The organism is Promicromonospora sp. NPDC019610 (assembly GCF_044389365.1).
Taxonomy (GTDB): Bacteria; Actinomycetota; Actinomycetes; order Actinomycetales; family Cellulomonadaceae; genus Promicromonospora.
Map to the genome: position 1 here is coordinate 472,987 of NZ_JBIRXX010000003.1, position 13,875 is coordinate 486,861.

At 72.5% G+C, this 13,875-nt stretch carries 9 protein-coding genes; all 9 read right to left on the reverse strand.

All coding sequences use genetic code 11. From position 1 onward, the window contains the following. Window positions 1-13: 13 nt before the first annotated feature. A complete protein-coding gene (locus ACH45N_RS23330) occupies window positions 14-745 on the reverse strand; it encodes a type 1 glutamine amidotransferase (RefSeq protein ID WP_397398345.1) in 732 nt (243 codons plus the stop codon). After that, window positions 742-2,004 carry an ABC transporter ATP-binding protein gene (locus ACH45N_RS23335; RefSeq protein ID WP_397398346.1) on the reverse strand — a complete coding sequence of 421 codons (1,263 nt, stop codon included), beginning with the start codon at window positions 2,002-2,004 and terminating at the stop codon, window positions 742-744. Before ACH45N_RS23335 ends, ACH45N_RS23330 begins: the two co-directional genes overlap by 4 nt. Continuing rightward, window positions 1,997-3,085, reverse strand: a complete 1,089-nt coding sequence (locus ACH45N_RS23340) for an ABC transporter ATP-binding protein (protein WP_397398347.1) — start codon at window positions 3,083-3,085, stop codon at window positions 1,997-1,999. Before ACH45N_RS23340 ends, ACH45N_RS23335 begins: the two co-directional genes overlap by 8 nt. After that, window positions 3,082-4,020, reverse strand: a complete 939-nt coding sequence (locus tag ACH45N_RS23345; protein ID WP_397398348.1) for an ABC transporter permease — start codon at window positions 4,018-4,020, stop codon at window positions 3,082-3,084. The genes ACH45N_RS23340 and ACH45N_RS23345 overlap by 4 nt, the downstream gene beginning before the upstream one ends. Further along, window positions 4,013-5,017 carry an ABC transporter permease gene (locus tag ACH45N_RS23350; RefSeq protein ID WP_397398349.1) on the reverse strand — a complete coding sequence of 335 codons (1,005 nt, stop codon included), beginning with the start codon at window positions 5,015-5,017 and terminating at the stop codon, window positions 4,013-4,015. The genes ACH45N_RS23345 and ACH45N_RS23350 overlap by 8 nt, the downstream gene beginning before the upstream one ends. 119 nt (window positions 5,018-5,136) lie before the next feature. After that, window positions 5,137-6,759: an ABC transporter substrate-binding protein gene (locus ACH45N_RS23355; protein WP_397398350.1), complete on the reverse strand. Its 1,623-nt coding sequence runs from the start codon at window positions 6,757-6,759 to the stop codon at window positions 5,137-5,139. A gap of 174 nt (window positions 6,760-6,933) precedes the next feature. After that, window positions 6,934-11,178 carry an endo-1,4-beta-xylanase gene (locus ACH45N_RS23360; RefSeq protein WP_397398351.1) on the reverse strand — a complete coding sequence of 1,415 codons (4,245 nt, stop codon included), beginning with the start codon at window positions 11,176-11,178 and terminating at the stop codon, window positions 6,934-6,936. Window positions 11,179-11,544: 366 nt separating this feature from the next. Then, a complete protein-coding gene (locus ACH45N_RS23365) occupies window positions 11,545-12,222 on the reverse strand; it encodes an ABC transporter ATP-binding protein (RefSeq protein WP_285105773.1) in 678 nt (225 codons plus the stop codon). A gap of 37 nt (window positions 12,223-12,259) precedes the next feature. Beyond that, window positions 12,260-13,786, reverse strand: a complete 1,527-nt coding sequence (locus tag ACH45N_RS23370; RefSeq protein ID WP_397398352.1) for an ABC transporter permease — start codon at window positions 13,784-13,786, stop codon at window positions 12,260-12,262. Window positions 13,787-13,875: the final 89 nt, after the last annotated feature.

A 13,875-nucleotide genomic window follows, 5' to 3' on the forward strand; every position in this document is an offset into this window, starting at 1 on the left:
CGTCCTCTCGTCGTCACTTCGCCGTGGCATGCACGACGTCGGCCCAGGCGCGCAGCAGCGCACCCGACTGGGCCTCGTTCTCGTCCGCCCGGGCCAGCGCCGCCTCGGCCAGCGCCGCGCGGTCGATGCCCTGCTCCGAGAGCGCGGCCTCGTCCCACGTCGCCACCCGCTCCGGCCGGGCCTCGGGATGGAACTGCAGCCCCCAGGCGGCCGCGCCCACGCGGAACGCCTGGTTGCGGCAGGCGTCGCTCGTCACCAGCAGCGTGGCCGACGGCGGCAGCTCGGTCACCGAGTCCTCGTGGTTCTCGATCATCCACAGCGGCCCGTCAGGCACGCCTGCAGCGCCGGACACGCCCGGCAGGTCGCCGAACACCGGGTCGTCGGTGGCGGCCGGCAGCACCGTCAGCGCGCACATGCCGCGCTCCGTCTCGCCGGACCGTGCCGTCACGCCGCCGCCCGTGACGTGCGCCAGGAGCTGCCCGCCGAGGCACAGCCCGAGCAGCGGCACGCCGGCGGCCAGGGCCTGGAGCGTCAGCGCCCGCTCGCGGGCCAGGAACGGGTGGCCGGCGTCGTCGTCCGGCATGAAGCCGCCGCCCAGCAGGACCACACCCCCGAAGCCGTCGAGCGTCCCGGGCAGCTCGGCGCCCGGGACGAGGACCGGGTCGAGCCCGGCCTCGGGGAGCAGCTGCTCCAGCCGCCCCATGGAGCTGGTGGAGGAGTTCAGGACCACCAGGACGCGCGTCACGCGCCGCTCCGGGGCGCGGTCCCGGGGGCGGCCAGCTCGCGCGCGAAGTGACAGGCGGCGACGTGTGCCGCGGCATCGGCGGCCCCCGCTCCTCCGGCCCCCGAACCCGTGCCCGTCGTACCCCGGACCACCAGCGCGGGCACGTCCGCCTCGCACGCGTGCGGAATCGTCCGCAGGCCGCCGTCCGCGGCGCGGCCCGCCTCGGGCAGCGTGGGCGCGAGCCAGCAGCGCGTGTGGAACGGGCAGCCCGACGGCGGGTCGACCGGGGAGGGCGGGTCGCCCTCCAGCACGATCCCGCCGATACCGGGCCGCCCGGCGTTCGCGGCGGCGTCGCCAGCGGCCACGTCGCCAGCGGCTACGTCGCCGTCCGCGTCCCCTGCAGCGCCCGTCGCGTCCGCCGTGACCAGCCGCACCGACGGGTCGGGCACGGGCACCGCGGAGAGCAGCGCCTGCGTGTACGGGTGCTGCGCGGCGTCGTACACCTCGGCCTCGGGCCCCTGCTCGACGATGCGGCCCAGGTACATGACGGCGACGTCGTGGGCGATGTGCCGCACCACGCCGAGGTCGTGTGCCACGAACAGGTACGGCAGGCCCAGCTCGTCCTGGAGGTCCTCCAGCAGGTTGATCACCTGGCCCTGCACGGACACGTCGAGCGCCGAGACCGGCTCGTCGCAGACCAGGATCTTGGGCCGCAGGGCGAGCGCGCGGGCGATCCCGACGCGCTGCCGCTGCCCGCCCGAGAACTGGTGCGGGTACCGGTTGGCGTGGTCGGGGTCCAGTCCGACGAGCTCCAGCAGCTCGCCGACCGCCGCACGCCGTCCACCCGCCGGGTCGATGCCGTGGATCGCGAACGGCTCGCCCACGATCTCGCTCACCGACATGCGCGGGTTCAGCGACGTGTACGGGTCCTGGAACACCATCTGCACGTCGCGGCGGAGCTGCTTGCGGCCCGCCCGGGACCGGCCCGTGACGTCCTCGCCGTCCACCAGCACCTGCCCGCTGGTCGGCGTCTCGACGCCGACGAGCACGCGGGCGAGCGTCGACTTGCCCGACCCGGACTCGCCCACCAGGCCCAGGGTGCGCCCCCGGTCCAGGGTGAGCGAGACGCCGTCGACCGCCTTGACGGCGCCCACCGAGCGGCGCAGCAGCCCGGAGCGCACCGGGTAGTGCTTGACGAGGTCGCGCACCTCGAGCACGGACTCGCCGCGCGCGGGCAGCTCGTCGACGAGCCCGGCTCCCGCCGGTCGCGACTCAGTCATCGGAGTCTCCCTTCGGCCCGGGCACCGAGGTGCCGGACGCCGCCGTCGTGCCGCCGGCGTCCGGCGCCGGCTCCCGTCCGGCCATGATGTCCGACGCGAAGTGGCACGCCGACATCCGGCCGGGCGCCGGGGCCGCCCGCGGCGGCACGTCGGTGCGGCAGACGTCGCGCGCCGCGTCGCAGCGCGGGTGGAACGGGCAGCCCGCCGGCATGGCGGCCGGGCTGGGCGGGCGCCCCGGGATCACGGGCAGGCGGCCCGTCCCGGCCGCGGACGGGATGGACCGCAGCAGCGCCCGCGTGTACGGGTGCGCGGGCGTCGTGTAGACGGGCACCACGGGCGCCTGCTCGACGGCTCGGCCCGCGTACATGACCGTGACGTCGTCCGCGACGCCCGCCACCACGCCCAGGTCGTGCGTGATGAGCACGAGGCCCATGTGCCGCTCCGCCTGGATCTCGGCGAGCAGCCGCAGCACCTGCGCCTGGACCGTCACGTCGAGGGCGGTGGTGGGCTCGTCCGCGATGAGCACGTCGGGGTCCATGGCCAGCGCCGACGCGATCATCACGCGCTGGCGCATGCCGCCCGAGAACTGGTGCGGGTACTCCTTGACGCGTGCCCTGGCGTTCGGCACCTTGACCAGGTCGAGCAGCTCGACCGCCCGGGTGCGGGCGTCGGCGCGGGACAGCCCGCGCCGGGCCCGGAGCGCCTCGGTGAGCTGGTAGCCCACGGTGTGCACGGGGTTGAGCGCGGCCAGCGCGTCCTGGAACACCATCGCCACCTGCTCGCCGCAACGGGCGCGGTGCTCCTTGCGGCTCAGGCCGAGCAGGTCGGTGCCGGCGAGGCGGACGCTGCCGCGCGTGATCCGCGCGGTGTCGGGCAGCAGGCCCATCACGGCCAGTGACGACACCGACTTGCCCGAGCCGGACTCGCCCACGATCGCGAGCGTGCGACCCGCCTCCACGCGGTAGGACAGCCCGTCGACGGCGCGCACCGTGCCGTCCGGCGTCCGGAACTCGACGGCGAGGTCGGTGACCTCCAGGAGGGGCTGTGCCGTCTGCTCGCCCGCGCTGCTCGCCGCGCTCATGCGGAGAGCCTCGGGTCGAGGGCGTCGCGCAGGGCGTCGCCGAGCACCACCAGCGACAGGACCGTCGCGAGCAGGCAGCCCAACGGGATCAGCAGCATGTGCGGATAACCGCCGAGCACCCACGAGGAGCCGTTCTCGATCATGATCCCCCAGGAGATGGCAGGCGGACGCACCCCGATACCGAGGAACGCGAGCACGGCCTCCGCGCCGATCACGCCGGCGATCGCCGTCGGGACCAGTGCCGTCACCGGGCCGATCGCGTTGGGCAGCACGTGCCGGAACATGATCCGCAGGTCGGAGGCGCCCAGCGCGCGGGCGGCCGTGACGTAGTCGAGGTTCTTGGCCTCGAGGACGCTCGCGCGGACGTAGCGGGCGTAGCCCATCCAGCCGAACAGCGTCAGCACGATCGCGGGCAGCATGATCGTGGTGAACGTGCCCGAGCCCAGGTCCACGTTCTTGAACAGGCTCAGCAGCAGCATCGCGGCGAGCAGGTACGGGATCACCAGGAAGACCTCGATCGTGCGGGACACCACGAAGTCCACCCAGCCCAGGTAGTAGCCCGCGAGCAGGCCGAGCGTGACGCCGATGACCAGCGCGGTGCCCACCACCACCAGGGCCAGCAGCAGCGACGGCCGGGAGCCGTGCGCGAGCTGGGCCAGGATGTCGCACCCGAACGGGTCCGTGCCGAGGGGGAACTCGTTGCCGAACCCCTGCGGCTTGACCTTGGCGTCCCCGATGACGCAGTGCCGCGGGCTCACCGAGGTGAACAGCGTGGGGAACGCCGCCATGACCACGAAGAACAGGATGATCAGGCTGGAGACGATGACGTCCGGCCGACGGCGGAGGCTGCGCCAGGCGTCGGAGGCCAGGGTGCGGGACGCGCCGGTGACCTTCCCGGCCCCCTCGCCCACCGATCGGGATGCTGCCTCACTCATAGCGGATCCTCGGGTCGAGCGCGGCGTAGGCGATGTCCACGACGATCATCACCAGCACCGTGACAGCGGTCAGGATGGTCACGATGCCGAGCACCAGGCCGACGTCGCTGCTCTGGACGGCGTCCCACAGGACACCGCCCATGCCGTAGATGTTCATGATCCCCTCGGTGATGACGGCGCCGCTCAACGCCTCCGCGAACGTGAGGCCGACCGCCGTCACGACGGGGATCGACGAGTTGCGCACCACGTGGTGCACGACGACGCGCCCCTCGCTCAGCCCCTTGGACCGGGCGGTCCGCACGTGGTCGCCGCCGTACGAGTCGAGCTGGCTCGCGCGCACCAGCCGGATGAACGCGGCGGAGCCGGCCAGGCCCAGCAGGATGCCGGGCACGGCGACCGTGGCCCACGGGTGCTCGGGGTCGAAGGACGGTTTGAACCAGTACGGCGGCCAGCTGTTCTCGCCGAAGGTCTCCTCGGACCAGCTGCTGAGCGGCACGGTCACGACCTCCTTGTAGACCAGGAGCAGCACGAACACGGGCAGGGCGTCGATGAGCACCGACGTCAGCCGGATGCCGTGGTCCGACGCCGATCCGCGCCACCGGGCGGCCACCGAGCCCAGCACCATGCCGAGCACGAGCCACGTGATCGAGACCATGACGAACAGCCGCAGCGTGTTCGGGGCCGCGCTGGCGACGATGTCCGTCACCTCGCGACCGCGCAGGTTGGTGCCGAGGTCGCCCTGTGCGTACTGGCCGAGCCGCTCCACGAACGGGCCGAGGCACGGGTTGCCGGGCTGGTCGTAGCACGGGTCGTCGAGCCCGAACCGCTGCTCGACGGCGGCGACCTGGGCGGGCGAGGGGATCTTGTCGCCGAAGAACGCGAGGGCGGGGTTGCCGTTGAGCTGGATCGCGAGGGTCGTGAGCAGGTGCAGCACGAACATCACCAGGAACAGCATGCCGACCGCCTGAGCGACCCGGCGGAGGATGTAGCGCCCCATGGGGTCTCCTCAGATGTACGCCGAGTCAGTGCCGTGGTCGGACCCCGGCACTGACCCGGGGGTGTTCAGGCGCCGAGTCAGTGCCGGGGTCCGACCCCGGCACTGACTCGGCGTGAGGGTTACTCCGTGATCGTCAGCTGGCGGACGCGGACGGCACCGCTGAACGGGTCGAGCACCACGTTGTCCAGGCGCTCGCTGTAGTACTCGGCGCCCGCGTTGAACCGGAACGGGATGGTCGGGAACTCCTCGGCGAGGATCGCCTCGGCCTCCTGGTACTTGACCACGGCCTCGTCCAGGGTGGCGGCCTGGTCGCCCTCGGCCAGCTTGTCCTCGAACTCCTTGTCGTACCAGCCGAAGTTGCCCGCGCCCTCCTCGCCCACGGCGTAGAAGGCCAGGTAGTTCTCGTTCAGCGGGTAGTCCGGGAACCAGTTGTTCCGGAAGATGCCGTCGAAGCCCTGCTCGGACCGGACGGTGGAGAAGTCGGGGTTGGGCTTGAGCTCGTACGGGATGCCGAGGTTGGCCTCGATGGAGTCACCGATCGCCTTGAAGTACTCGATCTCGGTCTCGTCGTTGCTCAGGCCGATGGTCAGCGTCTCGCCCTCGGGCCAGCCGCCGGCCTTCTCCAGCGCCGCCTTGGCGGCCTCGGGGTCGAACGTGCACCACTCGCACGTCCCGGCCTCGCCGCCGGGCACGCCGTCCGGCACGACCCACGAGTCAGCCGGTGTGGCCAGGCCGCCCGAGAGCTGGTCGACGATGCTCTCCCGGTCGATCGCCAAGGAGATGGCCTTGCGGAACTCCTTGTCCTGCCACGGGCCGTCCTTGTAGAGCGGGAAGCCGATGTAGGTGAGCGCGGCGCCCGGTGCCTGGGCGAGGCGCTCGGAGAGCTCGGGGTCCTCCTGGGCGGCGGCCAGGTCGGCCGGCGCCGGGTAGCTGACGTCGAGGTCGCCGGCCTCGAAGTCGGCCCAGGACGACGCACCGGCGTACTCGCGCCAGTTGATCGCGTCGATGTCCTCGGGCGTCTCGTCCAGCGGGTAGTCCGCCCAGCGCTCGGCCTCGACGGAGACACCCTGGTCCCACTCGGTGATCTTGAACGGGCCGTTGCCGATCGGCTTGACCGAGCAGGCCTCGACGTCCGCCAGGCACTCCTCGGCGACCGGGTAGAAGCCGGTGTACCCGAGCATCGTGGAGAAGCCGGCGAACGGCGCGCTCAGCTCGACCTGGAGCGTGTGGTCGTCCACGACCGTGAGGCCGGACAGCTCCTCGATCGGGTTCTCCTCGGCGATCTCGCCCTCGTCGTCGATCTCGTCCTGCATCTCCTCGTAGCCCTTGAAGCGCTCGAAGAAGTAGTTGCTGTAGAGCTCGGAGTGGCCGGCCGTGTAGTTCCAGGAGCGGGCGAACGCGGCGGCGTCGACGGGCTCCCCGTTCTGGAACGTCAGGTCGGGCTTGATCTTGATGGTCCAGACCGTGTTGTCGTCCGACTCGATCGACTCGGCCACGTAGTTGTACGGCTCCTTGGTCTCGGGGTCGTACCGGACCAGGCCGTCGTAGACCACGTCGAGGATCGCGATGTTGTCGGCGATACCGGAGTCGCCAGGAAAGAGGGTCTCCATGTCCTGGTCGATCGTCAGCTTCAGGGTGACCGGCCCGTCGCCTTCGACGGTGTCGCTCGGGGTACACCCGGCCACGGTCAGGGCCACCACGGCCGCCGCCGCGGCGAAGGTGGTGATGCGTGCTTGCCTCACTGATTGCCTCCCCAGTTCGTCTCCCCGGTCAACTGGCGGGGAGGTTTGGACCATATCGCCACGGAAGTGGGGCCGCCTGGAAAGTCGTGTTAACCGTCTGTAACGATTCGTCAGGTCTCCTTCCTTGCGAGCGACCAGCGCCCACGCGGAAGGAGACCCGACGAACCGTCGGCGTCAGCAGCCGCCGAGGTCCCGCCACGGGCCCCACGGCGTGGCCGAGGGCTCCTGGTTGCGGCTGTACCACTGCGCGGTCCAGCGGTGGCCGTCGTGCACCACCGTCTCGCCGCCGTCGTACACCGCGGTCGGCGTCCAGGCCCGGTAGGTGCCGCCGGCGCAGGCCTGCGGGGCGCCCACCTCGGCCCACGGGCCCCACGGCGTGGCGCCCGGGGTCTGGCCGCGCGTCCACCACAGCGCGGTGAACACCGCACCCTCGTGGCTCACCTGGTCACCCGCCGTGTACACGGCGCTCGCCGACCACGCCGGGACCGCCGGTGCCTCCGGCTCGACGAGCCGTCCCACGCCCCAGCGCGCGGTGGACTGGTAGCCCGTGCCCGTGGGGTCGGCCCAGTTGCGGACGGCGGTCCGTGCGCCGCCCGTCGCGTCGTTGACCTGGAAGTCCAGGCCGTGGAACGTGCCCGGACCGCCGTACGACAGCAGGTCGACCGACGCCTCGACGCGGTAGCCACCGTCGGTCGCCGTGGCCGCGCTGGACACGCGGGCGCGCTGCGCCGCCTCGTCGCCGGTGCCGAACGAGACGGCGTTGCGGGCCGAGACGCGGATCTGCGTGTCGTCGGCCCGGTAGCCACCGTTCTTCGCGTTGCCGCCGTCCACGTAGATCTCCACGGAGTCCTGGATCCACGGGTCCGAGCCGGAGACGTCGACCACGGGGTCGGCGACGTCCGCCAGGACGTACAGCGTGCCGTCCCGCCACAGGGTGCGGACGGTCGCGACGGCGCCGCCGGAGCCCTCGACCTCCTTGGTGGTGGTCACCGCGGGACCAGCCGCGTCCCACACGTCGTCCACGTCGCCGTCGACCACCGGGGCCTGCGCGGCCTCGGCGACCTCCAGGTACGACAGCTCCTCGACCAGCGTCAGCGTGCCCACGGCGCCCGGCGAGTTCCACGCGGTGGTCTCGTCGCCGCTGGTCACCCGGGCGTCGAAGGTGGCGGTCGCGCCCTCTTCGAGGGCGGCGGGCAGGTGCACGACGACGTCGTAGCCGCCCTCCCGCTCGCTCACCTCCGCGTCGGCTCCGTCGCCCGGACCGGTCACGGAACCGGCCCGGGTCACCGTGTACTCGGCGTCGTCGAGCACGAGCGTGACGGCGTCCCCGGCGGCGTCGCCGGCGTCGTCCCCGGCGTCGTCCACCGTGACGAACGCCGTCAGGTGGTCGGCCGCCCAGCGGAGCTGGAAGGCGGCCGCGCCGCCGTCCGGGGCCTCGAACGTGTGCCGCGGCAGCCGGTCCCACACCGGGGACGCGGTGGCCGAACCGTCCAGCGGCACGTCCCCGGCGAACACGTTCGCCGTACGCAGGCGGGCCGGCAGCTCCGCCCCGGCCGCGCCGAAGTAGGCGGGCTTGGCCTGGAAGCGGTCGTCGAAGAGCAGCGGCGCGCCGCTGTCGACCCGCCACGACCGGCCGTCGGTCAGGCCCCAGGCCGTCACGCTGAACAGGTCCTCGGCGTGTGCGCGGAACACGTCGAACGCGTCGCGGTAGTAGTAGCCCTGGTCGACGAGCCGGGCCTGCGTGACCGGCGTCCCCGTGGTGACGTCCAGCTCCGTGACGGCCTGCGTGACCGGCAGGTCCGCGAACCGCTCGATCGCGCCCTCCAGCGCGCTCACGGGCATCGCGAGGGACACGTGGAACTGGTGCCCCACGCCGTCCACCGGCACGCCGCGCTCCAGCAGCCGGTCCACCAGCGCGCGGTACCGGTCCTGCTTGCCGCCCTGCTCCGTGTTGTAGTCGTTGATGAACAGGGTCACCGGTCGCTCACGCACCGCGTCCGACGGCGCGGCGGCGTACGTCTCGTTGAACGCCTCGTCCGCGTACTCGAACGCGAGGTCGATGTACTCCTCGCCCAGGACGCGGAACCACTCGCTGCGGCGCAGGCCGTCCGGGTTCTCCGCGCCGTCCGAGACCACCTCGTTGACCACGTCGAACGCGACCAGCGGGTTGGTGGCCGAGCCGAAGAGCCCGTAGTCGTCGCTCAGGTTCTCCGCGATGCCGAACACGTGGTCGCGCAGGCGCTCGCGGAGCACCGCCCGGCCCGCCTCGTCGGCCGCCAGCGGCTCGCCGGCGTCGTCCTGGAAGAACCAGTCCGGCGTCTGGCTGTGCCACACCAGCACGTGGCCGTAGACCCGCAGGTCGTTCTCCTGCGCGAAGTCCATGAGCGCGGTCGCCTCGGGGTGCCGGCGCAGGGTGCCGTCGGCGTCGTACCAGGCCTCCGGCTTCATGTGGTTCTCGGGCGTGATCTGGCCGAAGTGCCGGTCCAGGAGCTGAGCCGCCGCACCCGACGTCTCGCGGCTGTCGATCGCGACGCCCACCGGGAAGTCGACGGTCTCCTGGAGCCCCGTCAGGTCCTCGATCAGCGGCGGCTCCGGGACGGACACCACGATGTCGTCGATCAGCCAGTCGCTGGTGTTGCCGCCGTTGTACGCCGTCTCGAGGTAGAGGAGCGCGCTGTCGTGGTCGGGCATGGTGAACGTGGCGGTCACCTCGGTCCAGCCGCTGCTGGTCAGGCCGGTGAACTGGGCCAGGGTCGAGAAGTTCTGGGCGCCGTCGACCGTGCTCGCGAGGCTCAGCCAGACGTCGCCCGGCGTCTGCCCCGCGGGGAAGCGCACCCAGGCGGAGACGTCGTAGGTGACGCCCGCGCGCAGCACGCCCGTGACGTCCCGGCCGATGCCGTCGCCGGTGGCGTCGCGGCCGGTGAGCGCGGCCGCCCGGGTGCCCCCGTGCGCGTCGTCGTCCGTGACCGCGAGCGTGAAGTCGGAGGCGTCGGTGCCGGTGCGCGGCCCCCAGCCGCCGAGGGTGCCGTCCTCGAAGTCGGTGCTCAGCACGGTGCCGGACGCCGGGGGTGTGCCCTGCGGGAACGTGAACGTCCAGCCGTCGGCGAGCCGCTCGGTGACGACGGTCCGTACCGCGGCGAGCGTGCCCGACCGGTCGCCGCCGCCGTCGTGCGCGAGGACCAGCTCGCCCGGGACCATGGCGGCGCGCAGGTTGGCGGTGAGGGTCGGGACGTCCTGGGTCTCCCAGTCGGCGATGGTGTTCCGGACGGCGAGCGGCTGCATGCCCAGCTCGACCGCGACGCCGGGCGTCGCGCCCCAGGAACCGTTCGGGGCGCGCCAGAAGGGGACCTTCTGGTTCGGGTCGCCCAGCGCGTCGCGGATGATCCCCAGGTTCTCGACCAGGTCGGCGCGCACCTGCTCCTGCGTCCAGGAGCCCATGTCGGCGTACGACGTCGAGTGGTTGCACAGGACGTGGCCCTCGGCGACGATCCGGCGCAGCAGCGCGGCGCCGCCCTCGGCCTCGATGTTCTGCCCGATCACGCAGAAGACGGCCTTCAGGTCGTGCTCAGCGAGGAAGTCCAGCAGGGCGGGCGTGGTGCCGGGGTTCGGGCCGTCGTCGAAGGTGAGGGCGGCGACGTTCCCGCTGCCCTCGGCGGCGTACACCGGGGTGGGCACGGGGTTGATCGCGCCGCCGGGCACGACGTCGTCCGGGGGAACCGTGTCAGAGGTGGTCACCATGATGTCGTCCACGAGGAGCGTGTAGGGGGCGTCCTGGTCGGTGCTGCCGAGATAGGCCTGCAGCTCGGCCGGGTCGGCGTCGGCGGCGGCGGTGTACGAGCCGGTCACCGTGGTCCAGTCCGTGCCGACCGTGGTGTTCCCGACCCAGGTGTACGCCGGCTTCACGACGAAGCGGACGCCGGTGCTGGTCGGGGCCGGCGGGTCGGTGGGTTCCGCGGGCTCCGCGAGACGGGCGCGCATGCTGAACGTGTAGGTCAGCCCCGGGCGGAAGATCCCGGTGGGGGACTGGAGGCTCTCGTAGTCGGCGGCCCGGGTGATCGCGAGCACGCTGCCCGTGCCGTCCGGGTCCGGGACGACGTCGAGGGCCGCGCCACCGCTGGGGATCCAGGTGCCGGTGGTGCCGTCCTCGAAGTCGACGGCGGTGACGACGGTGTCGGTCGCGGCGTCGAGGAGTGGTGCTGTCCCGGCGGTGGGTGTTGTCGCGGCCGTGGTGGCGGGCGCCGCGATCAGGGCGCCGGCGGCGACGAGCGCGGCGGCGGCGAGGCCGGCGGCCGAGCGGTGTGCCGAGTGATGCGCCGAACGGTGTGGCGAGCGGGGTGCCGATGGGGGTGCCGATGGCGGTGTGAAACGATTTCTGCTCGGCGAGCGATCTCGGGCGATGAAACGATTTCGATGAGGCATGCTGCGCTCCCTTGCGCGTGTCTCCGGTGGGGCGGACGCCGGGGCGACAGTGCCGCGGCGAACGTAGGGGCAGCGTAGCCAGCCTGCCCGGACGCCGTCGAGACCCGCTCGGCAGATCGGCCGGCCACCGAGTTCGGCACCTTCCTGCGAGTTCGGCACCTTCCTGCGAGGTCGGCAGTTTGCATCGAGGTCGGCACAGGGCTGTGCCGACCTCGATGCAAACTGCCGACCTGCTGAGGGAACTGCCGACCTGCTGAGGGAACTGCCGACCTCCTGAGGGAACTGCCGACCTGCTGAGGGAACTGCCGACCTCGCAGAGTGAGCTGCCGACCTCGTCGAGGGGAGTGCCAACCGCAGGGCGCCGGCTCAGGCCGCCGTCAGGTCCTTGACCGCGCCCTTCGCGATGCGCAGCCGGCGCGGCGTGCGCTGTGCGACCACCGAGTCGTGCGTGACCAGCACGATCGTCAGCCCCTGGTCCTTCCACAGCCCCACGATGAGGTCCACGATCTCGTCGCGGGTCTCCTCGTCGAGGTTGCCGGTGGGCTCGTCCGCCAGCAGCACCTTCGGGTTCTTCACCAGCGCCCGCGCGATCGCGACGCGCTGCTGCTGCCCGCCCGACAGCTCGCCCGGGAGGTGGTCCCCGCGGTCGCCGAGCCCGACGGACTCGAGTGCCGCCAGCGCCCGCGCCGTCCTGGTCTGCCGCGGGATCTTGGCCGGCACGAGCGCCGTCTCCACGTTCTCCAGCGCGGTGAGCGTGGGGATGAGGTTGAAGTTCTGGAAGACGAAGCCGATGGTCTCGGCCCGCGCGGCGGTGAGCTGCGCGTCGCTCATCCCGGCGAGGTCGGTCCCGTCGAGCTTCACGGTGCCGGACGTCGGCCGGTCGAGCCCACCCAGCATCTGCAGCAGGGTGGACTTGCCGCCGCCGGTGGGTCCCTGGACGGCGACCAGCTCGCCGTCGCCGATGGTGAGGGACACCCCCTTGAGCGCGCGCACGACGCGCTTGCCCTGCTGGTACGTCTTGGTCAGGTCGTCGATCTGATACATGTCTGCCTCTTTCGATTCACGCTCTGCTTGGGGTCGCTCACGCGAGGGAACGGAGGGCCTCGACGGGTCGCAGTCGCGCGGCGCGCTGGCCGCCGACCACACCCGCGATCAGCCCGCCCAGCACGGCGAGGCCGATGGCGGCCAGGACGATCCACAGGCTGACGGGCGCCTGGAGGGCGACGTCGACGGCGCTGCTCGCGGCGTCGGCCAGGCCGCCGGGACGTGCCCCGCCGAAGCCGCCGGTCGCCCCGGCCTGCCCGCCGGCGTCCTGCAGCGCGCCGGCGGGACCGCCGCCACCGCCCGGGCCGCCGATCGTGAACCCGCCCCCGGAGGTGCCGCCGCTCAGGGTGATGCCGGCCAGGTTCACGGCCCACACGGCCAGCGCGCCGATCGCGAGGCCGGCCACACCGCCGATCAGGCCCTGCACCACGGACTCGCCGGCGACCTGGCCCACGACGCGGCCCTTGCTCCAGCCGATCGCCTTGAGGGTGCCCAGCTCCCGAGTCCGGCGGTTCACGCCGGAGACGGTGAACAGGATCGCGAGGCCGAACGCTGCCGCCAGCACGGTGACGCTCAGCCAGGTGCCGAGCGTGCCGATCAGGTTGGACGCCGTCGAGAGGGACCCCGTGACGTTCTCGGCGAGGTCGGACTGGGTGCTCACCGACGCGTCGGGCAGCTCGGCCTCGATCGCGCTCGCCACGGCGTCCACGTTCTCGGCCGAGTCGACCTGCACGTAGACGTCGGTGACCTGGTCGGCGAGGTCGGCGAGAGTCTGGGCCGTGGCGAGCGGCACGTAGACGTCCGACGCCGTCGCGACGTCGTCGCCCGTCGTGGAGGTGACGGTGCCGACGATCTTCAGCTTCTCGCCGCCGGTGGTGAGGGTGTCGCCGACGGCGAGCTCCTGCTGCTCGGCGTACGTGGCGTCCAGGACGGCGACGTTCTCGTCGCCCGCCTCCAGCGTCCGGCCGTCGGCCACCGTGGCGGTGGTCAGCGGCCCGACGGCGGCGGCGTCCGGATCCACGCCCGTGACCGAGAACTGCTCGATCTCGAAGGACGACCCGCCGGCCGAACCCTCGCCGGTGCCGTCCTCGCCCATCCGCAGCTCAACAGGTCCGCCGCCCTCCTGCATCGCCTCGAAGTCTGGCATCTCACCGGAGAAGGACATGTTCTGCAGGTCGAGGGTCGCCGCGACGCCGGACACGTGGTCCAGCCCGGAGACGGTCTCCAGGGCGGAGGCATCGAACGACGTCGAGCCCATGGCCGTGCTCAGGTGGTCCTGCGCGAGGCTGCGGGTACCGTCCTCGCTCGCCTCGCCGTCGTCCCCGCCGAAGTCGAAGCGGCCGGGGCCGCCGCCCTCGCCGGGGCCCTCGCTCGCCTGGGTGACGGTGATGTCGGTACCCACGCCGTAGACGGACTCGAGCACCTCGGACTGGGCGTTCCGGACGCCGGTCGAGACCGCGTTGACGACGATGACCAGCGCGATCGCCACCGCGAGGCCGATCGCGACCACCACCGTCTGCTTGCGTCGGTTGCGCAGCTCTCTGCGCAGATAGGTGAAGAACATGGGCTCCTGCCTCGGTCCTGAGGGAGACGTGCGGGGACGTTGGTGTCCGCGCAGACCGCCACGCGGGCTGTGGCGCCACGCCGAGGGGT